This is a genomic window from Leifsonia sp. LS1 (assembly GCF_020521355.1).
Lineage (GTDB): Bacteria > Actinomycetota > Actinomycetes > Actinomycetales > Microbacteriaceae > Leifsonia.
The window spans coordinates 162,028-183,955 of sequence record NZ_BPER01000004.1 but is presented as its reverse complement, the minus strand read 5'-3'; the positions used below and the strand labels follow the sequence as shown (position 1 = coordinate 183,955).

General features: G+C 64.5%; 26 protein-coding genes. 23 read left to right on the top strand and 3 right to left on the bottom strand.

The window, feature by feature from the left end:
• Window positions 1-11: 11 nt before the first annotated feature.
• The 8 genes from LLS1_RS09200 (at window position 12) to LLS1_RS09170 (ending at window position 7,754) form a co-directional block, all read left to right on the top strand.
• Complete coding sequence (locus tag LLS1_RS09200) at window positions 12-2,666, top strand: hypothetical protein (RefSeq protein WP_226654938.1); 2,655 nt, start codon at window positions 12-14, stop codon at window positions 2,664-2,666.
• Entirely contained in the window at window positions 2,663-3,526 is an 864-nt protein-coding gene (locus LLS1_RS09195) for a phage tail family protein (protein ID WP_226654936.1), read from the top strand. The genes LLS1_RS09200 and LLS1_RS09195 overlap by 4 nt, the downstream gene beginning before the upstream one ends.
• 216 nt (window positions 3,527-3,742) lie before the next feature.
• Entirely contained in the window at window positions 3,743-4,618 is an 876-nt protein-coding gene (locus tag LLS1_RS09190; RefSeq protein ID WP_226654934.1) for a hypothetical protein, read from the top strand.
• Window positions 4,619-4,627: 9 nt separating this feature from the next.
• A complete protein-coding gene (locus tag LLS1_RS09185) occupies window positions 4,628-4,798 on the top strand; it encodes a hypothetical protein (RefSeq protein ID WP_226654932.1) in 171 nt (56 codons plus the stop codon).
• On the top strand, window positions 4,795-4,917 hold the full coding sequence (locus tag LLS1_RS19470; RefSeq protein WP_264186871.1) for a hypothetical protein: 123 nt from the start codon (window positions 4,795-4,797) through the stop codon (window positions 4,915-4,917). Before LLS1_RS09185 ends, LLS1_RS19470 begins: the two co-directional genes overlap by 4 nt.
• Complete coding sequence (locus LLS1_RS09180) at window positions 4,910-5,755, top strand: CHAP domain-containing protein (RefSeq protein WP_226654930.1); 846 nt, start codon at window positions 4,910-4,912, stop codon at window positions 5,753-5,755. The genes LLS1_RS19470 and LLS1_RS09180 overlap by 8 nt, the downstream gene beginning before the upstream one ends.
• A 21-nt stretch (window positions 5,756-5,776) precedes the next feature.
• Complete coding sequence (locus LLS1_RS09175) at window positions 5,777-6,898, top strand: hypothetical protein (RefSeq protein WP_226654929.1); 1,122 nt, start codon at window positions 5,777-5,779, stop codon at window positions 6,896-6,898.
• A gap of 1 nt (window position 6,899) precedes the next feature.
• On the top strand, window positions 6,900-7,754 hold the full coding sequence (locus LLS1_RS09170; protein WP_226654927.1) for a tail fiber domain-containing protein: 855 nt from the start codon (window positions 6,900-6,902) through the stop codon (window positions 7,752-7,754).
• 1 nt (window position 7,755) lies between these two features.
• Here LLS1_RS09170 and LLS1_RS09165 read toward each other — a convergent pair whose 3' ends face one another.
• On the bottom strand, window positions 7,756-8,322 hold the full coding sequence (locus tag LLS1_RS09165; RefSeq protein WP_226654925.1) for a hypothetical protein: 567 nt from the start codon (window positions 8,320-8,322) through the stop codon (window positions 7,756-7,758).
• A 95-nt stretch (window positions 8,323-8,417) separates the two neighbouring features.
• Between LLS1_RS09165 and LLS1_RS09160 the strand changes: the two genes are divergently transcribed.
• From LLS1_RS09160 to LLS1_RS09105, 12 genes are all read left to right on the top strand, one after another.
• Window positions 8,418-8,669, top strand: coding sequence for a hypothetical protein (locus LLS1_RS09160; RefSeq protein ID WP_226654924.1), 252 nt, complete (start codon window positions 8,418-8,420; stop codon window positions 8,667-8,669).
• A complete protein-coding gene (locus tag LLS1_RS09155) occupies window positions 8,666-9,304 on the top strand; it encodes a hypothetical protein (protein ID WP_226655245.1) in 639 nt (212 codons plus the stop codon). Before LLS1_RS09160 ends, LLS1_RS09155 begins: the two co-directional genes overlap by 4 nt.
• 20 nt (window positions 9,305-9,324) lie before the next feature.
• A complete protein-coding gene (locus tag LLS1_RS09150; RefSeq protein WP_226654922.1) occupies window positions 9,325-9,798 on the top strand; it encodes a hypothetical protein in 474 nt (157 codons plus the stop codon).
• A 3-nt stretch (window positions 9,799-9,801) separates the two neighbouring features.
• Window positions 9,802-10,470: a hypothetical protein gene (locus LLS1_RS09145; protein ID WP_226654920.1), complete on the top strand. Its 669-nt coding sequence runs from the start codon at window positions 9,802-9,804 to the stop codon at window positions 10,468-10,470.
• The gene (locus LLS1_RS09140; RefSeq protein WP_226654918.1) at window positions 10,470-11,270 is read left to right on the top strand and encodes a glycoside hydrolase family 16 protein; all 801 of its coding nucleotides are present in this window, start codon (window positions 10,470-10,472) and stop codon (window positions 11,268-11,270) included. Before LLS1_RS09145 ends, LLS1_RS09140 begins: the two co-directional genes overlap by 1 nt.
• A gap of 3 nt (window positions 11,271-11,273) precedes the next feature.
• On the top strand, window positions 11,274-12,590 hold the full coding sequence (locus tag LLS1_RS09135; protein WP_226654916.1) for a hypothetical protein: 1,317 nt from the start codon (window positions 11,274-11,276) through the stop codon (window positions 12,588-12,590).
• Window positions 12,587-12,880, top strand: coding sequence for a hypothetical protein (locus tag LLS1_RS09130; protein WP_226654915.1), 294 nt, complete (start codon window positions 12,587-12,589; stop codon window positions 12,878-12,880). Before LLS1_RS09135 ends, LLS1_RS09130 begins: the two co-directional genes overlap by 4 nt.
• Window positions 12,881-13,072: 192 nt before the next feature.
• Window positions 13,073-13,867 (top strand): CHAP domain-containing protein, encoded by a 795-nt coding sequence (locus LLS1_RS09125; protein WP_226654913.1) that lies wholly within the window; start codon window positions 13,073-13,075, stop codon window positions 13,865-13,867.
• 148 nt (window positions 13,868-14,015) lie between these two features.
• A complete protein-coding gene (locus LLS1_RS09120) occupies window positions 14,016-14,885 on the top strand; it encodes a DUF3800 domain-containing protein (RefSeq protein WP_226654912.1) in 870 nt (289 codons plus the stop codon).
• A 414-nt stretch (window positions 14,886-15,299) separates the two neighbouring features.
• On the top strand, window positions 15,300-15,710 hold the full coding sequence (locus LLS1_RS09115; RefSeq protein ID WP_226654910.1) for a hypothetical protein: 411 nt from the start codon (window positions 15,300-15,302) through the stop codon (window positions 15,708-15,710).
• Window positions 15,707-16,012, top strand: a complete 306-nt coding sequence (locus LLS1_RS09110) for a hypothetical protein (protein ID WP_226654909.1) — start codon at window positions 15,707-15,709, stop codon at window positions 16,010-16,012. Before LLS1_RS09115 ends, LLS1_RS09110 begins: the two co-directional genes overlap by 4 nt.
• Before the next feature lie 5 nt (window positions 16,013-16,017).
• Window positions 16,018-16,413, top strand: a complete 396-nt coding sequence (locus tag LLS1_RS09105; RefSeq protein ID WP_226654907.1) for a DUF6941 family protein — start codon at window positions 16,018-16,020, stop codon at window positions 16,411-16,413.
• A 463-nt stretch (window positions 16,414-16,876) separates the two neighbouring features.
• Here LLS1_RS09105 and LLS1_RS09100 read toward each other — a convergent pair whose 3' ends face one another.
• Complete coding sequence (locus tag LLS1_RS09100; RefSeq protein WP_226654905.1) at window positions 16,877-17,965, bottom strand: IS110 family transposase; 1,089 nt, start codon at window positions 17,963-17,965, stop codon at window positions 16,877-16,879.
• Window positions 17,966-19,071: 1,106 nt separating this feature from the next.
• Here LLS1_RS09100 and LLS1_RS09095 point away from each other — a divergent pair.
• The 3 genes from LLS1_RS09095 to LLS1_RS09085 all read left to right on the top strand — a co-directional run bounded on the left by LLS1_RS09095 (window position 19,072) and on the right by LLS1_RS09085 (window position 20,699).
• Entirely contained in the window at window positions 19,072-19,401 is a 330-nt protein-coding gene (locus LLS1_RS09095; RefSeq protein WP_226654904.1) for a hypothetical protein, read from the top strand.
• Between the two features lie 207 nt (window positions 19,402-19,608).
• The gene (locus LLS1_RS09090) at window positions 19,609-19,905 is read left to right on the top strand and encodes a helix-turn-helix domain-containing protein (RefSeq protein WP_226654902.1); all 297 of its coding nucleotides are present in this window, start codon (window positions 19,609-19,611) and stop codon (window positions 19,903-19,905) included.
• A 14-nt stretch (window positions 19,906-19,919) separates the two neighbouring features.
• Window positions 19,920-20,699, top strand: coding sequence for a hypothetical protein (locus LLS1_RS09085; RefSeq protein ID WP_226654900.1), 780 nt, complete (start codon window positions 19,920-19,922; stop codon window positions 20,697-20,699).
• Here LLS1_RS09085 and LLS1_RS09080 read toward each other — a convergent pair.
• Window positions 20,696-21,538, bottom strand: a complete 843-nt coding sequence (locus LLS1_RS09080) for a hypothetical protein (protein WP_226654898.1) — start codon at window positions 21,536-21,538, stop codon at window positions 20,696-20,698. The two genes, LLS1_RS09085 and LLS1_RS09080, sit on opposite strands and share 4 nt — an antisense overlap.
• Window positions 21,539-21,928: the final 390 nt, after the last annotated feature.

Sequence of the window (21,928 nt, the reverse complement as noted above, 5' to 3'; positions counted from 1 at the left end):
AAGGAGGGCTCATGGCTAAGGGCCCCGGAGGCAAGAGCGTTGGTCGGCTGTCCGCTCGCATCGTCCCTGATGCGAGCCGCTTCAAAGCGGATCTGAAGAAGACCCTCGACCGTATCGAGAAGACCACCGTCCTGAAGATCCGGATGGTGCTCGATGGCAAGGACGCGATGGGGGAAGCAGAGCGCTTCCGCCGCAAGTGGCAGAGCGACTCGGACCGCTCCCCCATCATCGTCCCGGCCAAGGTCTCGGACCTCGACAAGACGTGGGCGGCCCGTCTCCGCTCCCAGGTCACCGCGGCGACGAAGAAGATTGAGGCCACCATCCCCGCCGGCATCGACGGCGAGAAGATGCGCGCCGATCTGCAGGCGCAGATCGAGAAGATCAACAAGTCGCTGAAGGCGAAGATCCCGACCGATCCCGAGGCGGCCGCCGACTTCCGCCACAAGGTCGACGAGCTCGTGCGCGACATCGAGAAGCGCACGGCCAACATCGACGTCGACGTCGAGACCCTGGGTGCCACCACACACGTGAAGGAGTTCACTCGGCGCCGCGAGCTGCCGATCGACCTGAAGATCACCCAGACGTCGATTGCGAAGGCCGGATCGATCCTGGCGTCGCTGTCCGGCGCGCGCGTGGCGGGCGACTTCGTCCAGAACCTGAGCGAGAAGCTGCAGAACCTCGACCGGTCGCTGCCGAAGATCTCTGCCGTCATCCTGGCGGTCGGAGCGATCGGTGCTGCGGCGCTCTCCTCGGTCGGCGGCATCTTCACCCTCGGATCGAGCCTTGCTGCGCTGGTGGGCCTGCTGGGGCCGCTGCCTGGCCTGCTCGGGGCGTCCCTCACCGGCGTCGTTGTGCTGGCAGTAGCGCTGTCCGACGCCGGCACACAGCTCGGTTCCCTGTCCTCGGTGTGGACCCGCCTGAAGTCGGTCATCTCGGACAACTTCTGGGCGAAGGCGAAGCAGCCCATCATCGACTTCGTTCAGTCGACGCTTCCACAGCTGTCGGCGGGGCTCGAGGGCGTCTCGTCTTCGCTGGGGTCGTGGACGGCGTCGCTCGCGGACGGGTTCAAGAAGGCGTTCGGGGACGGCGTGCTCGCGAACATGCTGGCGAAGCTGCAGGAGTCGATCTCGATCGCTGCGACAGGCACCGACGGGTTCGCGAACGCGATCGCCACGCTCGGCACCTTCGGCGCGAACAACCTGCCCCGCATGGCGCAGTGGTTCGCCGACATCACGAAGGAGTTCGACGCGTGGCTCACCCGTGTCGAGGGCGACGGGTCACTCGACAAGTGGCTGAACAGCGCCATCGACGCGGCCAAGCTGCTGTGGAGCTCGTTCGGTTCGATCTTCGACATCTTCTCCGGCATCTCGTCGGCGGCGCAGGCTGCCGGCGGCGGCGGTCTCGTGACTGTGCAGAGGGTGCTCGCGAAGATCGCGGAGGTCGTCAACGGCCCGGCTTTCCAGACGACCCTTGCCACCTTGTTCGAGGGTGCCGCGGCTGGCGTCGACGGGCTCCTCACGGCGCTCGGCCCGCTGGGCAACATGCTCTCCGCTCTCGCTCCGACCCTCTCGTCCGTGATGTCGTCGATCGGCGTCATGGTCGGGACGGTGCTGAGCCAGATCGCGAACGAGCTCGCGAAGCCGGAAATCCAGACGGCAATCATGTCGCTGTTCAACGGGATCCGGGACGGGATTCAGGGGCTCCTCCCTGCTCTGCCCGCGCTGGGTACCCTTTTCGCGACCGTGGCTCAGTTTGCCGGTGTTCTCGCAGGCCAGCTCGGCTCCGTGCTTGGCCAGGCGATTCAGACCCTGGTCCCGGTGGTGACCGAGCTGCTGACGCAGCTGCAGCCCATCGTCCCGGTGCTTGGCCAGGAACTCGTGACTGCGCTGATCCAGGTGACACCGAGTTTCCTTCAGCTCGCGCAGGCGCTCGGTCCTCTTCTGGTGCAGCTACTCGAGATCGCGGCCAATACGCTGCCTCTGCTCGCTCAGAACATCAACCAGCTCGTGCCCGTGATCAGTTTCCTCATCCAGGTCGTGACCGCGATCCTGACCCCGCTGCAGTATTGGATCGCGATCGGTTCGAACGTGACGAAGGTGCTGACCGGCGTGCAGACGCAGGCACAGTTCCTCTCGAAGGCGCTGAGCGGCGAGTTCGGGCCGGTTCTGCAGTGGGTGGCTCAGAATGTGCCGCCCGTGACGGATGCACTCAAGAACGGGCTTGGCGCCGCGGCTTCGTTCGTAGGAACCGCCTTCTCGAACGTCTCCGGCGTGATCCGTGGTGCGATCAACGGGATCATCGCGATGGTGAACGGGGCGATCCGAGCGATCAACTCGCTCTCGGTCACGATCCCCGACTGGGTGCCGGGAATCGGCGGTCAGAAGTGGGGAATCCACCTGCCGACGATCCCGTCGCTTGCGAGTGGAGCGGATATCCAGCCAACGCCGGGTGGCACCCTCATCCGAGTTTCGGAAGCGGGTCGGCCTGAGACGGTGACGGATCTCGGGCGCACGAACGCGCTGATCGAGCTGACGAGTCGCCTAGCCCGGGCAGCGCTCGGACAGGGTGGCTCGACCAGCAGTCCGATCTTCAACATCAGCGAAGTGTCCGATCCGAACGGAACGGCGATGGCAGTGCTGCGCAGACTCGATGCTTTGGGGGCGTGATGGGTGTCCCGTATGGGCTTTCAAACGTCAACATTGACGGTCTCGATCTCGCGGCCGTGGACGTTGATCTCGGTGTGAAGTTCGGCGTCACCACGCTCAGTGGCTGGGAGGGTGCCTCCAAGCCCTCCCTCGATCTGACTAACCGGGTCCGCTCTCAGGGAGCGATAGGCGGGGACTCGTTTTCGGGTCCCCGCCACATCACGGTGGGCGGGTGGATCCGGTCCCGCGACCCGTTGCGGATCCTTCCTGCGAAGGACGCACTGCTGTCGGCGTTCGCGCGCGAGGAGCGCCTCTTGACGGTCACCGAGGTCGGCGTCTCCCGCTGGGCGATGGTCCGCCGGGAGGACGAACCGATCATCACCCGCAAGTCGAGGTGGTACGCCGAGTACTCCGTCCAGGTCGCCGCTGAGGATTCCCGCAAGTTCGGGAACGTGCTCACTCAGGCGACGCGGCTCCCGGCGACGTCCGGCGGGTTCACCTACCCGCACACCTATCCGTATGTGATTGCGTCAACGACGGTTTCGGGTCAGGTGTTTCTGACGAACCCGGGCAATGAGACGGGGCCGGTGACGCTCCGCATCGATGGCCCGGTGAAGGGTCCGGTGGTGACGCACACGGCAGGGGACCTGAAGAGGCAGCTGCAGTTCGCGACGTCGCTCGAGCTCGGCGTGGGTGAGTGGATCGATGTCGACATGGAGAACCACCTGGTGCTCGCGAACGGGCAGTCGTCGCGCGCCGGATGGGTGACGCAGCGTGGTTGGTCAGGCTTCGAGCCTGGTCTGAACACGTGGGCGTTCACTGCCGCCGTCTTCAACCCTGGCGCACAGCTGACCGTGATGGCCACCGAATCGTGGCAGTGAGAAGGAGATCTGATGGTTGACCGGATCGGACCTGTGGATGCCGTCTCGAACGCGCCGGCGTATAACGGGCGTTGGGAGCGGCAGCTGCGAAGCGTCCACCAGGCGATGGGATCGACGTCGCGGCCCCTGGGCGTTCGTACTGGGGTTCGTCCGGGTACTCCCGCGACGACGGTCACGGCGACTTCGACGACGTGGACGTGTCAGCCGTTCGCGGGCGTGGCTGATGTCGAGGCTGCGGCGGAGGCGAGCGGGTACCCGTTCAGTTTCGACGCGGTGAAGACGGGCGCGATGACGCCGGCCGATGGCAGCCTGCCGCGCATCGACATCCTCTACGTTCAGATCGATGATCCGGCGGAGGGTGACGCATCGACAGTTCCGGCCGTGTCGCTGGTTTACCGAGCTGGCGTCGCTGGCTCGTCGACTCCGCCGTCGCCACTTGTGACGCGGGCGTTCGTGATCGCGCAGATCAACGTTCCGAAGTCGGGTACGGGCTCGCCGACGGTGACGTGGGTGGCTCCGTACACGGCGGGGGCGGGCGGGGTCATCCCGGTGCTGACACTGGACCAGCTGAACGCCTGGACGACGGCGCCGGATCAGCAGCGTGCACGGGTGACGTCCGATGTCACGGCCGCGAACAACGGCGACTATCTGTTCAACGCGCAATTGGTGGCATGGGTGCGGGCGACCCCGTGGACGCTGGTCAACTCCCGCTCCGTCGGCACAGGGAACGCATTCTCGAACGCCCTCTCGTACACCGACTTCCCGAACGCGACTGACGCGGCCGCGTTCCTGCGCACGATCACGAAGAGCTTCGCCGGCACGAAGCTCGTCGTCCGCGCGTTCATGGGCGGCTCGCTGACGGCAGGATCCGCCCAGAACATGGGACTCGGCATCAACATCGACGGCACCGACTACGACATCGACGCCGTGCCCGTCGCTGCCGCGACAACCTACTTCAAGATCGCGGGCGAGGTCGAGATCGCGGGCCTCGCGGCCGGTATGCACACCGTGAAGCTGCGCTTCAAGGCGTCGGCGGCATCGCAGGTGACCGCGCTGGCCCGCGCCGGCTACTCCATCACCGAGACGAACTAGGAGACCTTCGTGGACCTGCCCGACAACTACCAGGACTTCACCCTCGACTACGGGCCCGGCGCGTACATCCACGTCGGCAAGACCAACGCCGACCGGGAGGCGGCACGGGCAGAGGTCGCCGCCGAGTACGCCGGCGTCTTGATCCTCGACGAGGAACCCACCGCGGAGGTGACACCGTGACCGATCCGAACATCCCGGTCGACAGCGACGGGGAGCCCTTCCCTCCGATGAACGCGGCGAAGGTCCCGGCACCGGAGGCGATCAGCTCGAGCTACGGCGAGGAGGACCCCGATGCCTGACCTCCTGAACCGCAGCGCCGACGACATGCTCGCCGCGATGGCCGCCCAGTTCGAAACGAAGTGGCCGAACCCGTGGTGGCCGAAGGGCATCAGCGCGTACGACGACTGCGCCGCATGCGTCTCGTTCTACCTCTTCGGCCTGAACTCGCTGGGGAACCCGTTCTACAGCTACGTCTCCCAGGTCCAGACCTGGGGTCGCAACCTCGGCGTCTGGCACGCCGGATCGGCCGGTGTCCGCCGCGGCGACGTCCTCGCGTTCGACTGGGACGGCGACGGCGACCCCGACCACACCGAGATCGTGGTCTCGGTCTCCTCGAACGGGTCGATCGTGACCTCGCGGGGAACGAACTCGAACCCCGGCGACGACATGCGCGACCGCACCCGCTCGGCCGGCTACATCCTCTCCTACATCCGCCCGCCCTACCCGGGCACCACCACCGCCGGAACCGGCACCAGCACCCCCATCTCCCAGGAGGACGACATGTTCAGCGATCAGGACCGCGAAGACCTCACCTACGTCGTGAACAAGACGAAGGACTACGACGGCGCGTTCGGCGAAATCCGGGCGAACCTCAACAAGCTCCTCGGTGGTGCGCGCGAGGTCGCCCCCGGTGTTCGTCTCCAGCAGCTCCAGACCGTCGCGGGTGTGGCCGGCGGCTGGTACTACGTCGTCGACGATGCGTCGCTCCCGGCCTTCGGCGCCCGCTACAACATCGGTCAGGGTGTGCTCACCCTCACCCAGCGTCGGATCGCGGGTGAGGAACTCAACACCGCAGAGCAGCAGATCATCAACAACGCGGTTCAGGCGGCGTTGGCCATGAGGCCCAGCCACGCATAAGAGGCCGAGGGAGGTCGCCTAGTGTCGAGCGATTACCAGTGGGTGGCAACCGAGCTTCGCACTGGTGAGTTGATCGCCGAACTGCCCGAGCTCGACGTCGGCAGCATCACGAAGTCGCTTGGAAAGTTCACCACCACTACCGCATCTCTGCCGCTTGCTCGCGCACCGGAGAACTGGCGCCGTGCGACGCTTCAGGGGGCGACGGTGCTGAACTGTCTCGACAAGAAGGCGGACCCCCAGGTCGGAGTTCCAATCTGGTCCGGGTTCATCACACGACGCCCGCGTCAGGGCACCGGGAAGCTTGAACTGTCGCTCGCGACGGTCGACGCCTACTTCGACCGTCGGTACGTCGGAGACCGGTCGTATAACAACGTCGACCAGAACAGCATCGTCACCGACTTGGTGGCATCGTTCGCCGCGACCGGTAGCAACGGCGGCATCCCGATCCGTGTCGAGGTCGTGACCGCGGGAGCCGGGAAGGTTCGAGTCCGGAACTACAAGGACATGAGCGACAAGACGCTGTACTCGGCGTTGACGGAGCTCATGGGCGTCGACGGCGGCCCCGAGTGGGCGGTCTTCACCGAGTGGCAACACAACCCAGAGCGGCTGACGTTCGTCCTACGGGTCGGTGACCGGATCGGGTCGGCTGCAGCAGACGGGCTCGACCCGAACGTGCAGTTCGACTTGCCGGGGTCGCTGGCCGAGTTCGAGCTGATGGAGGACTACTCGGCGGACAACGCTGGGAACGACTTCATGGCTGTCTCGACTGCGATTGGAGACACCCGTCCGCAGTCGGAGCACATCCTCGTGACGGATCCGGATCGACCGACGTTCGAGCGGCGCTTCACCCCGTCGTCGTCGATCGTGGACGTGAACACGCTGAACGATCACGCTCGGAAGAAGGCGACGCTGCAGGGCGGCGGGACGAACACGCTCACGATGGTGTCGATCTCGAAGGGCGTCGATCGGGTCGGGGTGACCTGGGATGTCGGCGACGACGTTGGGGTTCAGATCGCGGACACCGTCCCGGACTTCCCTGACGGTTTTTCGGCGGCGGTTAGGGCCACAGGCTGGCAGATCGATTTCGGTCGCAGTATCGACAAGGTGACGCCGGTTCTTGAGGGCGTCTCGACGGAGGACTGACATGGTCGATAACGCGAAACTCGTTCGGGACCTGGAGGATCTCCGGCGGCAACTGCGCGAGCTTGGTCCGTCGATCGCGGACGCGTTCGCTCCGGTGATCGCGGACCTGCAGGAGACAATCGAGGACACGATCGAGGCGAACTACTACAACAAGACGCAGACCGATTCCCAGATTGCCGCGAAGGTCGCGAACCCGGGGGCGATCGCCCCGACGACGGTCAGCGCGTCCGGGGCGGTGACGTCCTTGAGCACGATCTCGGGTGCGGGCGTCTCGTCGAGCGCCGGCATGTCGGCGACGGGCGACATGACCGCGACCGGCGCTCACCGCGGCGCCGACGTGTACGCGACGAACGCGCCAACCTTCAACATCACCGCGACTCGCGTCGCCGGCTGGTGGGAGAGCGCGACCGGCCGCGGCGGCACGGCGTCGTCGTCGGAACGCTTCAAGACCGAGATCGAGGCAGTCGGCCTCGATCACCTCCGCGCGATCCTCAGCATCGACGTCGTGCACTTCTCTTACATCGACGAAGTGCGCAAGCGCGACGACTCGACCTTCGAGGGGTACGTCGGCCCGGACTACCACGTCGCGACGAACATCGGGGCGATCGCTGAGCGCCTGCACGAGGCGGGGCTGTGGGAGTTCGTGGTCTACGAGCGCGAGCCGGTGATCGAGCAGCAGGAGAACGAGGACGGCGACCTGGTCGACGTCGTCGTGGGTGACCAGCTGAAGCTCGGCGCGGACGGGGAACCGATCCCGTTCGGGATCCACGACATCCTGATCGCCTACTCGCTGCTCCCGATCGTGGCTGACCACGAGAAGCGGCTCGACGCGATCGAGCAGCACTTGGGGCTGTGATCTACTCCTGGAGCCACGCGGTGCACTGATTGCTTGCGTCGTAGGCGACGCACTGTTGGCCCTGGTCGTTCAGCGGGTCGCAATTCGACTCGTTGCCCTGCGCGTCGACGGCCATCGCGTGGGTCCCTGCGGGGCACTTCGTCGGGCCGGACGGTGCGGAACCGCCGCCTGTGCTGCTGCCGCTGTCAGTGCTGTCGCCGTCGGTCTGCTCCTGGGCGGAAGCGGCCTGGCGTGCGGCCTCTGCTGCGCGCTCGGCTGCGGCCGCGGCTTCCTGCTGGGCGGCGAGCTCGGCAGCGCGCTGGTCGGCGATCGCCTGGATGCGGGCTCGCTCGGTTGCGGCGGCTGCGGAGCCAGCAAGCGCCGCATCCTCGGTCGCGGCGGCGGTGAGGGTCTTGCCTTCTGTCTTCACGCTGCTCATGAGCTGGGTGTGGGCTTCCTGGCCGGCGCGCACGTTGACCGCGAAGACGGCGGCCGCAGCGATCACGGCGGCCGTGATGATGCCTGCGATCGTGCCGCCGATGATCTTCGCGCGGCGGCTCTGTGGTGCTTCCCCCTGGGTGTCGCTCATGCGCAGAAGGGTAGCGCTGTGGCCGCCGAATTAATACCCCCGAGTGAGGACTGCTCATCTCGGTGAGCATCTTTCCACCCTGAGAGGGGATCTGCATGCCGGACTGGCTGCTCGCCATCATCATCGCGGCGATCGCTGCATCGGGAGGTTGGCTCACGTGGCTGACGAACCGGCGGTCCTCGGACAAGGCGGATATCCGCGACTTGCGAGACCGCATGGACGAGCTCGAGCGTCGGGATCTCATCTGGCGCAACTACGCCCAGAGGCTCCGAGATCACATCTACGCGGGCTCGCCGCCGCCGCCCCCTGAGTGGCCGACGGATCTTTACGCGGGGAAGAAGCGATGACGAGCAGGACCCGGGCGCGTTGGACCAGCGCCGCGATCATCGTCGGCACCCTGATTCTGATCGCATCGATTGCAGGCACTTTCTGGGTGCAGCAAGGGCGCATCGACATCGGTGCCGCCCGCTACGACAACCTCTCTGCGAAGTACGACCGACTCTTCACCCAGTACTCCCGCCTCTACGGTGATTGCGCCGAGTCGACCAACTGCGAGCCCACTGCGCCGGCACCGGAGGCGATCCCTGGCCCGCAAGGCTCCGCGGGCGCCGCTGGTCCTGCTGGCCGTGACGCGACCGATGCGCAGATCGCTGCCGCGGTGCGCGACTATTGCGACGCTCGCCTCGGATGCGCGGGAACGCCCGGCATCGGTACTCCGGGTCGCGACGGCACCGACGGCAAAGACGGCAAGGACGGCCAGACCATCGTCGGGCCGCCCGGCGCGACAGGCGCCACCGGCGCAACTGGCGCGACCGGCGAGACGGGAGCGCCGGGTCCGGCCGGCGCCGACGGCCAGCCTCCCCTCTCTTGGACGTACACCGATGCGCTCGGCATCCAGTACTCGTGCACCCGCACGGACCCGTTCGATCCCACCGCGCCGACGTACTCGTGCGCCCCTACTCCGATTGGAGACCAGCAGTGAGCAAGCATGTCCTGGCTGCCTTGAGCAGCCCTCTTTTCACCGCCGCGTGGTGGAAGGCCGCGAGCCTCCGCGCGCTGCGCACGGCGGTGACGATCGCGATCCCGTACCTCGGCACGGCGGTCCTCTTCGCCGGTGTCCCGTGGCTGTCGATCCTCTCGGCCGCGGCGCTCGGCTATCTCGCCTCCCTGGTGACGTCGTTGGCTGGCATTCCGGAGGCGGCGGGCACGAGGATCCCTGCGTGGCTGGCGCTGCTCGAGCGGACGGTGAAGACGGTCGCGCAGGGTATCGCGGTCGGTATCGGCAATGCGGTGCTCTTCACCGACGTGCACTGGTCGACCATCCTGCAGGCCGCCCTGATCTCGGGTCTCGGCTCGCTGCTGCTCGGCGTGCTCGGCTACCTGCCGGAGGCTGCCTCACCCGCCCCTGCCGTCCAGAACGACGACGGCTCGTACACGATCACGTCGCTTCCCGGCTTCACCACCCCGAAGGAGTAAACCATGGCTGTCATCGCGAAGGCCTATGGGCTGTTCCTGAAGTCGCTGTTCAACAAGGAGATCGACTGGGACAGTGACAGCATCAAGGCGATGCTCACGACGTCGGCGTACGTGCCGGATCAGGACGCGCACCAGTACAAGTCGTCGGTGACGAACGAGCTCGTCACCACGGCGACCACGCTCTCGTCGGCGGCCTCGTCGGGTGCGACGACGATCTCGGTCGCCGCGTCAATCCCGGTCGGGAACGCGATCGCGATCGACACGGGCGGCACGGTCGAGTACCGCATCGTCACCGCAGTGACCGGGTCCGGCCCGTACACGCTGACGCTCGGTGCGATCGGCACCGGTTCGGCGGCGCTCGGCTCGGCCCACGCGTCGGGCGCGACCGTGCAGGCGAACCCGGGCTACACGGCCGGCGGCATCGCTCTCTCCGGGGTGACGGTGGCGTACAACGCGTCGACGAACACGCTGACGCTGGATGCGAACGACATCTCGTGGGCGTCGGCGACGATCAACGCGCGCGAGCTGGTGCTGTACGACTCGATGCCGTCGACGGACGCGACGCGGACGCTGATCGGGTACGCGGACTTCGGCGCCGACATGGCGTCGCAGAACGCGGCGTTCTCGGTCGCGTGGGATCCGGCCGGGATCCTGACGGCCACCGTGGCCTGATGCCGGCCGTCACGGCGTCGACTCGCCGCGACCGGTTTACGGTGGAGCCGGCGTCGGGCGGCCTGCAGCTGGTCGACCCGTCGAGCCCGGCCGGTGTGCAGCCGTCCGGGCTGATGGGCTGGTCGCTGGCGTTCTCGGACGAGTTCAACGGCTCGAGCCTGGACCGGCTGAAGTGGGACACGGTCTACCCGGCGTGGCCGCGGTTCCTTGCGCAGTCTCCTGGCGGGAACCGGACGAACACCGACAACGCGAACTACTACAGCGACGCCTTGGCGACGGTCGACGGGTCGAGCAACCTCGTGCTCACGATGGCGCAGGACTCGACGACGTACCCCGGGCTCTCGTACAAGTCAGGCATGGTGCAGTCGCTGAAGTCGTTCACGACCTCGCCGGGCAGCTTCGTCGAGATGCGCATCCAGGTACCCGTGCTGTCGAACATCATCTGGCCTGCCGGGTGGGAGTCGAACGCGGCGACGGACCAGTGGCCGCCGGAGACGGACATCTTCGAGCTGTTCGGGATGGGGCCGGGCATCGAGCAGAACGTGTACGTGACGACGTCCGACAAGGACACCGTGCACGTGAACGCGCCGAGCTCGCTCACCTCGTGGCACACCTACGGCGCCTGGTGGAAGTCGGACGGGACGACGGTCTTCTACATCGACGGTGCCGTGTCGCGGACGTCGTCGAAGGCGATCGGCGGGAGCCAGTACCTGATCCTGAACTTGGCGGCCCGGACCGGGCAGTCGTGGCCGGGTGCGAACCCGACGATGCTGGTGGACTACATCCGATCCTGGAGGTGACCCGTGGCCGCATCGATCCTGCAGTCGGCGACCGCGGCCGCCACCGGTGCCAGCGTATCGGCGACGCTCGCGAGTCCTCCGACGGTGGGGAACACTCTCGTCCTGATCGCGAACTCGAACAACGTCATCACGCCGACGGGCTCGTGGACGTCCCGGTTCCACTATCTCTCGGACCAGGACTTCTACATCTGGACGCGACCGGTCGTCGCGTCGGACGTGACGACGTTCACGGTGACGCCGGGCGCGGCCGACTACGTGAGCATGATCGTGCTCGAGCTGGCGGGTGTCTCGTCGACGCCGTTCGATGTCGTCGGGACGGTCGGGACGGCGACGAACGCGACGAGCCTCGCCGCCGGCACGGTCACGACGACCGCTGCCGGGGATCTCGTGCTGGCGGTGCACGCGCAGCACGGCTACTCGGGCACGATCTCGGATACGTTCTCGTGGAACAACTCGTTCACGTCGGTCGCGCAGGCACTGGCGCCGACGGGTGCCTCGGCTGCGAAGACGTCCCTGGTGGTCGCGCAGAAGACGCAGGCGGCGGCGGGCGCGGTCGGTGCGACGACGGCGACGTGGGTGAGCCAGGCGCAGAACGTCGCCGCGGTGCAGATCGCGTTCAAGGCGGGCGCCGGCGGCACCCCGGTGTCGGTCACGGTGCCGACGATGACGATGACCGCGCAGGCGATCGCCCCACGGGTGTCGGCCGGCGGCGCGGTCGCGGTGGCGGTGCCGCCGATAGTCGTGTCCCTGGCGGCTCCGGTTCCTGCGATCACGGCGGGGCGCACAGTCGACGGTGGCGGCCCGATGACGGTCGGTGTGCAGATGCATGCTCCGGCCGTATCTGCGGGCGTGAGCGTCTCGATCGGCGTGCCGGTCATGCTGGTGTCGGCGAGCATGCCGTCGCCGCAGCCGGGCGCTGGCGGCTCCGTGCAGGTCGGCGTGCCCACGATGGTGCTGGGGTTGGATGTCCAGCCGCCGCGCCCGTCGGTCGGGATCGCGACGGCCGTGCGCGTGCCAGCCTCGCAGGCCTCCGTCGCGATGGCGGCCCCGGCGGTCGCGGTATCTGCTGGCGGTGTGCTGGTGGGGGTCCCGCCGATCGTGCTCAGCGTCGGCGTGGGCGTGCCTCGTGTCACCGCTGACCGCGCGTTGACGGTGTCCGCTTCCCCGATGCTGCTCGCCGTCGCCCTCGGTCCTGTGACGGTGTCGACGGGCGGCGGCCCGCGTGAAGCGCTGATCGTGCATGTCGTCGGGCCCATGCGGAACCCGTGGCGTGTGGTCGGTCCGATCCGTGAGGACGAGGTGGGAGGAGCGGGCGGATGACTTATCTGAGCCCGGACGGCCGCGAGCCGTTCTTCTGGGTCTTCGACGAGGACCTGCCCGATGGTGCGGTCGTCGAGGTCAGCATCGGCGGAGCCTGGCACACGCTGGAGATGGACGGTCGGGTCGGAAGCCTGTGCCTGGCCGGCCCTGACGCGACCTCGCCGAACGCGGTGACCGTGAACGCGGACGAGTACCTTCCCGTGCGTGTGACCGCGCAGGGCTATGGAGGCCCTGGCGACCCGGACATCATCGTCCGTGGTGGCGGTGCCATTCAGCTCGACCGGAGGTAGTGCGGCCGCGCTCTGGCCTTCCGGCAGCGCAGCGGCACAGACTGGTCGAGGTTCTAGCAGACCATGGGCCCCCGGCTCACCTTCGGGTGGGCCGGGGCGTTCTCTGCGTTCTACCCGTTGGGGTGAGACGGGCTGTCGCAAGTCCCGCTTGTGGGGGTGGGGGTCCGGTTTCCTAGGTGCAAAGCTGACGTCGTGAATGATGCCGATCTCGAGTCCTCACCGTTTCGAGCTGATCTATCCCGCCGAGGGCTCGTGACCGGAGGCCTGTCCCTGGCAGCCCTAGCCGCAATGGGCGTGATGTCCGCTCCTCCTGCGTGGGCAGACTCGCCCCTCAGTTTCAATCAGGTCAAGAACATGGCGCTCGGTGAGGAGAATCGGACGCTGTCCCAAGTGAAGGCGGATCTCGCCGTCACCGGACCGTGGGCAAGCTTCAATGGCGAATGGTGCGCCTGGTTCGTCACCTGGCTTTTGCACAACAACGGGATCGGCTACGAAGTGGGGGCACAGGATCCGTATGACACCTACAAAGCCATGGGGCGCGTCGGCACGAAACCGACGGTGGGAGCCCTAATCTTCTTCGACTCGCCGGCTTCTCACGTCGGTCTCGTCATCGGAACCAACGGTTCTGTGTGCGAAACCGTAGAAGGGAACGCCGGCGGTAACCCGTGGTCATCATCGGTGGTGCACCACAATACCGGCAGGTCGGGGACGGCGTATGCCTATCCGGTATATGCCGACCAGGACTCCAGCACGACTAGCCCTACCCCAACCCCGGAGGATGACATGACCACGATGGAACTCGTTCGACAGGATGGAGATGCAGCGGTGTACTTCTCCGTCAACCGCATCATCCGTTACCACATCACCGCTGCTTCGCTCACCGATTATCAGTTCTGGCTCAACCAGCTGAAGGCCAACAACCCGTACGCGAACCCCAACGTGCAGGTCGTCCAGAACGTCGCTTCCTTCGGCGCCGTCCTCGGCTAGCCCAACACCGACAAGAACCCCGCCTACCTGACGGCAGAGCGGGGTTCTTTCGTTCCCTCCCGGTGTTTGCGGTAGAAGCGGACGAGGTGCGTGTGACGGAGAAGCCGGAGATCGTGGTTCGTGGTGGCGGGTGGATTCGTCTCACCGCGTGAACACTCTGGTGGCCGCCCTGCACGGCCACCTATCGTCGATACCGGTTCTAGCAGACCATGAGCCCCGGCTCACCCTCATGGGTGGGCCGGGGTCTTTCGTCGTTGTGCGATTCGTGAGTTATCTGTCGGCTGCGTACAGCAAGATAGTTACCGTGCTCTACGCATACGTTGATGAGTCATACATCGAGGGGGAAGTTCACCTCATCGGTGTGCTCGTGTTGAATGCTCATCAGAATCGGATGCTAGGCCTCGCCCTCGACAAGATTGTTTTCGAGACCAACAAGCGGAACCCCTCGGTATCGATGGATATCGAGCTGCACGGTCAACAGCTTTTCCAGCGCAGCGGGGAATGGAGTTGCCTGCGAGATACGCCCCGCATCGCTTTCACTGTCTATCGGGCCGCTGTCGGCAAGATCGTGGCGTCAGGGGGTGTGTGGATCGTCGGTGGAGTTCGACGCATTGACCGGCTCGCACAGCGCTACGTGAACCCAACACCCCCACACGAGATCGCTCTTCAATACGCCCTCGAGCGTGTGCATGACTACGCAGAGTCACAAGGCGAAGACGTTGTGATTATCGCAGATCAGGTACCTGACGCGGCGCACCATCAAGCACGTATCAACCAGTTTCAGGCTCGCGGGAGGACTCCTGGGTGGAATCATCGCGACCTATCGAGGATCCGTCCTGAATTCATGTGGGAGGACTCGCGGTCACACAGGGCCCTTCAAGCCGTCGACATGCTGACCTATGTGTACCTGCGCAAGAGGTTCGTCTCAAACGCTCACCCGCGCCCTACGCTCGAAATTCAGAAGCTCAGCGACTTGGCTAGGCCTTTGCTCCATTCGTGCTACATCTGGACGCCTTAAGCACTGAGGGCCTCGCTCAGCGAGGCCCCAGGCGGATGACGTTCCCGTGGGCCCGTCATGGCTCAAAAGTACCACAACCTCTGCTGGCTCTACACAGGCTGTGCACAGTTTTATCCACAAGTTATCCACAGAGGGGCCGTGTGGTTGCGGGCGCACCTTTTTGTCGTTTAGGACGGTTTGGGAGGATCGGCTAAAGCGGGCTTGAATGCAGGGTGTGCTCGCTAAAGCGAAACGCTATTTGCTTGCATTCCGGTGTTCGCGCCAGAACTTCACAAGCTCGTCGGCGGGTGGTCGCACAACTCAACGTTGCGCAGTTGCGGTTGCGCCACTCCCGAAGGAGCCCCCATGACTGGGCCTAGCCGTGGCGGCCGGATAGCCCTAACCTGAGGAGCCTAATCTAACCACCTAGGAGCGATGACTGACTCAGGCCCGGAACCATTGGTTATCCGGGAAGAGCCGCCACTGCCCGATGATGCAATTGTCGTACGCGGAGGGATCATGCTACGGGCTTCAGTCGAAGCGGCGGCTGTTACAAACTACCGGGACTACGGATTTTACGGCGTTTCAACGTTCGCGATCCCAGGCCTGACCGCCTCAGAAATATGGGAAAAATCTCCGAAGATTGCGCCGCCCAATTATCGGAGAATTCGAGTCACCACGGCAGGTGCTGTACGCGCGGCAGGCTTTGAGCTCTCACCTACGTGGGAATCAGACCATTTCGATATTGTTCTAGATAACCCGCCGGATGAAACGACCTGGTCGAAGCTCGATGAGCTATTTTCGCCACCAACTAATCAGCCGGACGAGTGGGAGGTTGAAAGATGAAGTTTCTCGTCGATTTTCAGGCAGCGAGAGATGATGGGCGAATCACCGCGTCCCTTGACTATCACCTAGGCTCAGGACTCTTCTTGATTCCCGAAGTGGGTCAGCGTGTCGCCATCGACGATGGTGAAGATCATTCCGCGTTTGCAACCGTTCGCGGGGTTCGAGGCAGACTTGTGGATATGGTGATTGATTGGGATAGCTGGCGAGATGCGGCAGAGCCGCAACCCCTGATCCAATCGGTCAACTATCGCGATGAGAATCGTGGGGTACGCAGTTCAGTTTCCAGCGGTTCGTACGCTTGAAAGGCATGATCCTCCTCTGCGACTACGCAGAGGAAAATGCCGGCAAACTGAACATAATAGGTGGCGGATTCTCGAGAATCTTCAACGGGCAGGGATTCGACCTATCGGTCGCCGGCAAGATTTGGATTCCGTGGTCTGAAACGAACGTCCGTCATCGATTCGAACTCACCTTGACCGATGCAGACGGAGCCGTCGTCCGCCAGGGCGACTCTGACGTGGATGTTCGTGTGGACGCCGAGTTCGAAGTCGGACGCCCTCCTGGGATGATGCACGGGACTGAGGCGGACATGCCTTTGGTGTTTCGATTCCGCGACTTAAGGCTGGAACCTGGTCGATACACCTGGCAGCTAAGCGTCGACTCCGCTGAGGCAGCGAGTGTTGCGTTCAGCGTAGAAGCCTGAGAACCCTCACTTCCTCATTGCCGCGCGGCGGGGCTACTCCTTCGTCGCCGCACATGCTGTTCCTCACCCCCCTGCGCGGGCCGCTCCGCCGATCGCCACCTGTCAGCTAGCGGCTGACCCAACGCCCTTTCTCCCACGACACACCGAACGTGTGCGTGTCATGGGCGAAGAACTCATGCTCGCGATCCATGAGCCCGTCCTCGTGTCCTGCGTCGCCCATGCACTGAACGTCGGGCACGCCTCGCCAACCTTTACCTCTCCGCACGATAACGGTAGCTCGAAGCTGGCATCAATCTTCGGTATCCATGACCCGACCGTAGCGTTGACCTCTGACGCGAAGGGCCATAGTTTTCGTGTGGCGTGACCAATGATCACACTGGCTCAACGGATGCCTCGGTGCAGCTTCGTCCGCCGTCACTATGCTCGATTCGAGGGGAGGCGTGGCTCGAACATAAGCTGCCCACTAGTGGCTGCCAGTGGTTTTGCCCGCCTCCCCTGCCCGCATCATCCGATCGACTTGTCTGAAGATGTCGCGCGCGACGTAGCGTTTGAGGCTCCTAATCGCGTTGGCCTTCGACACTCCCTCGGTCGTGCGCCGTCGAACGTACTCGCGAGTGCGACCGTCGCGGGACAGTCGTACGACGACGATGGTGTGGATCGCGCGATTGAGTTGGCGGTCACCGCCGCGGTTGAGGCGGTGCCGGGTCGTCTTACCTGACGCGTACTCGATTGGCGCGACGCCGGCCAGCGATGCGAACGCGGACTCGGATCGGACGCGGCCGACGTGGGAGTACGCACCGAGGATAACTGCGGCAGTGACGGGGCCGACTCCGTAGATCTCCAGCAGCCCAGGAGCGAGGGATTTGACGACGGCCTCGAGGTCGCTCTTGTTGCTGTCGAGCTGTTCGAGGAGCAGCAGGTATTCGTTGGCCATCCGGGATACCTCTCGGCGCCCCAGCATGGTGAGCGGGTCGTCGGCTCTGGCCCAGTCGGGGTCTGCGAGGGTGCGGATGGTGGAACGGCTGATCTTGCGGGTTGTGTCCAGGCCGAGGTCGACCGTGCGCACGATCGCCCCGAGCCGGTTGCGAACAGCAACCGAGCGGATCTCCATGTCGCGACGAGACATCACGAGGAGGCTGAGCATCTGGCGAGCGCCCCACGCACGCGGTCGGGCGAGGGACTCTAGTCGCGTACCTAGTAGGCGGTATGCCGCCCACACAGCATCGGTCTGGTCGTTCTTGGGCCTGGTGGGATCACGCGTTCTAACCCGCGCGTCGCAAACCTCAAATCCGGCATCCGCAGCGACCTGGGCGAGGAGTGAGCCGTAGGAGTTTGCGCCTTCGATCGCGAGCAGTGTCTCGCCACTCACGATCGTGGTGATCCACGAAAGGGCGGCCTGAATGCCTTGCCGGTCTGCCCGGAACTCTGAGGTTGCGCGCACCTCGCCATTGCCACTTCGCAGGACAGCATACGTGTGGGACTCAGAATGCGTGTCCACACCTACGACGAATTCGAATCGGTCTGAGACGACACGGCTGGAGAGGGCGCCCACGTGGGAAAGATACCCTGTGAGCCTCTAACCGGCTGGGTGTGGGTTCGGTGGGCCGTTCCAATACCCTGTTGGTGAACCGCTCTCGAAGAGCACCAGATTGTCCGCCCGCTCGAGCGAATCGCACACCGCCATCAGCCGGCGCTCTGCCGGATCCAAATCCCACCGGATGAGCAAGTACTGATCTCTTCCCTGCTTGTCCGTGTACCGGCGAATTACCGCTTTGGGGATCACCTTGTCGTCCCGCATCACAAGCCAGGTGTCCCGGTCGTATCGGATGGGTTTCGGACGCGTCACTGATTCATTAGAACATATGTTCGATTTAGGGAGGCGGTGAGGCTGATCGCATTGGCTCTACGAGGGCCCTCGAGCAGCAGCCGCTCGACACCTTTCTGAGAGTACTCACACCCACAGAAGGCGGGTATTGCAACCGTTCTGGCTCGTGTCCGATTCTGGAGCAGCCGTGGGGGTCACGGTCTTTAGTACATGGGGGTTCCTTATGGAAACTAGAACTCATCGCGCCGTCTTCACCGCTGTGGCAGCAGCGGTTTTCGGGGGAATGTCTCTTCTGGCGGTATCGCCCGCTTCAGCCGCCGGCCAGCCGACACCATCGCCGGCTGGAGGCACCATCTCGATCTGCGCGGGGACGGACGTGAACTTGAACGATCCGACGACCGGTGCTCCGCTCTCTCTGGACGAACAGCAGGAGCTCATCGACCACTTCGCTTGGAAGTGCGCCCACCCCGCCGCAGCTGAGGCAGCGCACGGTTCAACCCAAGTATCTGGGCGTGGGATGAGCCCGAACAAGGTCATCAACGGCGTTGGCGACGTGGCTGCTCATCTGACGATCACAGTGGGGAGCGTTGTGTGGTCGACCACCGCGAGCTCCCTAGCCTCAGGCTACAAGAAGCTTGACTGCACTTCGAGGCAGAACAATGGTCCGTGGTCGGCCTGTGGTTCCGCCGCGGGGAGCGGAACTTCGCTCTCGACCCGCACGAACTACATCTGCCCGCCGAAGGGACAAGAATTCGAAGTGGAGGCGTGGCTGCGTTACAACGGAGCCGATTACTGGGATGACGCATGGGGTATCACGAAGTAGTGTGAGCGCCATGTTCTACGGCACAATCACAACTCTGGCGGGGGACGAGACGCTCGAACTGCAATCGGTCGAGATCGCGGAAGATCGCATACTTCTCAGGCTGCGCGACTTTGCATCAGCTCCGGGCCCGCGCGGGACAAAGCAGCCCCTTGCAGTCGGCACCCAGTGGACACTGACCGACCACAATGGGACGTTCGAAACGCTGGCCGAACAGGCGGCGTCGGGAAGCGGACCGTTCGCCGGACAAGTCGATATAGCCTTTCGGATTGGACGTGCGCTGGCACCAGCAGAAGAGCTAGAGCTTCGCAGCGCCGACAGAAGTATCCGGTTCAGCTTCTAGGGGTCCCGAAGCACTCAGCCCCATCGCACCACTCGTGCGATGGGGCTGATTTCTTCGGGAGTGAACTCGTCGCTCACGGCCCATGAGACCGTTCACGTGATTCGCGCCACCCGTGCACTGGTCATCCGGCACGGGATGGCGAGCTGATCAGTTCGCGGTGGTCGGTGTCCCAAGCACCGCGGGAGTAAATCCATCAGGCTAAGGAACATGAGTCAGATCGCAGATGTGAATACCGTCGAGGAGACCGCGAGGATCTTCGGAGTGAGTGCGGAAGTCGTGAGGACGCTGATAGATGATTTCTTCTTAGGCACGCTCAGGGTGGGCGGCAACGAGATCGTTCCGAGGCGCGCGATCGAAGAGTTCATTGAGAACAACACGACACCCGCGATCTTCGCGAACCCGTGGGGAACTGTGGATCCGATCAAGGTCTATCCACGAACCAGTTCCCGCCGCGAGCCCGCACCCGCCACCTCAGATCGCCGGTCACGTCTCGGTAGCTGTTGATCCACAATGCAGTTATGGACGTCCAGCACATCGACAATCTGGTGAAGTCAGACCAAATCCGGGTGAGCGCCGACCAGAGGTCGCGACTTGTCGCTGTGCTCACCGCTCTCAATTCGCAAGCCTTCTTGGGTGGCTTCCAAATGGGTTGGGACGACGAAAAGGGAATGCTCACGCTTCGAGGTGGTGACGACCTGTTCCGGCTCCTCATTGAGGAAGAGAAGACGATGCGCGTTGTTCCCGACGAGTCGGTTGTGGTGAAGTACGACTGGCAACGTCTTCCCAAGGTGGAGCGCAGGGTGTTCAGTGGCCGGCTGCGTCTAACTATCACTTTCGGGGTCCGGTCGCAGCCGTGGTGGGCTGATCGGAAACGATGGACGCTTGAGGAGAAGCTCCCTGAAATCGTCGGAGTTGTTGTCGACGCCGCACAGAGGGCCCGTGACAAGCGCGACCAACTCCAGCGCGAGAACGACCTGATCGCTCAGCGATGGGCCGATGCGGTGCCACAAGCACGCGCCGCGTACGCACGAAACGTGAATGCTAACCGTGCCGATGAGCAGGTCGCGGCATGGACCAAAGCTCGAGACCTGCGATCTTACGCCGATGCAGTCGAGGGCTCCCATGAATCGGTGGAATGGGCCAATTGGCTGCGCGCGGAGGCCGATCGCCTCGACCCGCTTCGGAACGCGGCCGAGCTCCAGATAGCCGAACCAGTCGACTACCCGAGCGCCGAGGTGGACCGATTCATGCCCTACGGATGGACCGTGCTGATGCCGCCCCAGCCCCGGACTATCTAGCGTTCGCCGGGCTTTTCAACGCGGACTCCGAGATCATGGCGCAGCCTCTCAGCCTCCCGAATGAAACCATGTATCCGCAGGACACCAATTGCTCGTTCTGCTACTTCGCCAATTCGGCGAACCTCGACTCGTAGCGCGTTCAACTCGTCGCGTATGTCGACAGTCTCGGCGCCGCACCATTGACGAAGAAGGTTCCACATGGGGCGCTGGTACTCCTCCATTTCCGAGCTGGCTACGTCTTCCGGATCCATGAAAGCTATCTCGCCCGTGACGACGGAGCGGTAGTCGTAGCCGTGAGTGGCTTTCGTCTCGAAATCTCGCTCTTCGGCCTCGACGTACTGCAGGATACGGTTGGCATGTTTCAGGGCGATTAGCTTCACGATCTGCTCTACCGTTGGCCACGGCAGCGCCCAGGTCGACTCATCGATGGCGAAGGAAGCAGGGTGGCTGTTGACGGCTTCGATTTCAATCTCTGCGGCCTGGGCTAGCCTCTCGATGTCATAGACCCTCGCATACCCAGACATCTCGTACTCCGCCACTCTCCTCGGGACCGTAAGACGGAACACAACGTCAGCGGCGAAGTCGGTCGCTGAGTCGTTCTTGACGCCTAACTCGCGTATCGCCGCCCAGCGCTCTTCCTTCTCGATAAACGGCCCCCTGTCAGCCCAGAGCACCTTCAGCCTTACAGGAGGCACCCACTCGCGCCGACCCTCCATCGATTCGTCAACAAAACGGACCAAGACACGCGCCGGCCGCTTGTCGCCGATCCGCAGCACTTCCACGGCCAAGAGCGGATCAGCCTGCCGCACGCGATAGCCCCAGAACTCGCCGGATTTCATGCCCCCTAGTCAACCAGCGCTGCGCGCGAGCCGAGGGTGCAGTCCGCAGATAGTCCGCAGCAATCCCAATCACGTCTGACCTCAGCCAACGCTAGCCAACGATAAATTCCCGAGATTCCGGCGAAGTTGCCCCTCACCAACACTCACCAATCACCACCGATGAGTACGAGCTGTACTTCGGCGTCTGACGCTCAGCGTTCCACATACGAGAAGGGCCGCATCCCGCTGGGGATGCGGCCGGGGGGGGGGGGGGCCCCCCCCCCCTTCCGCGTCTCCGCGGTCAAGTCGACGCGAGACGACGGTACGGCGATACGACGTACCGTCACGCACGGCGTGCGAGAGAGCCTCAGCCAGTGGGGAGGCAGGCCGCGCGCGAAAAGCCCGCACGTG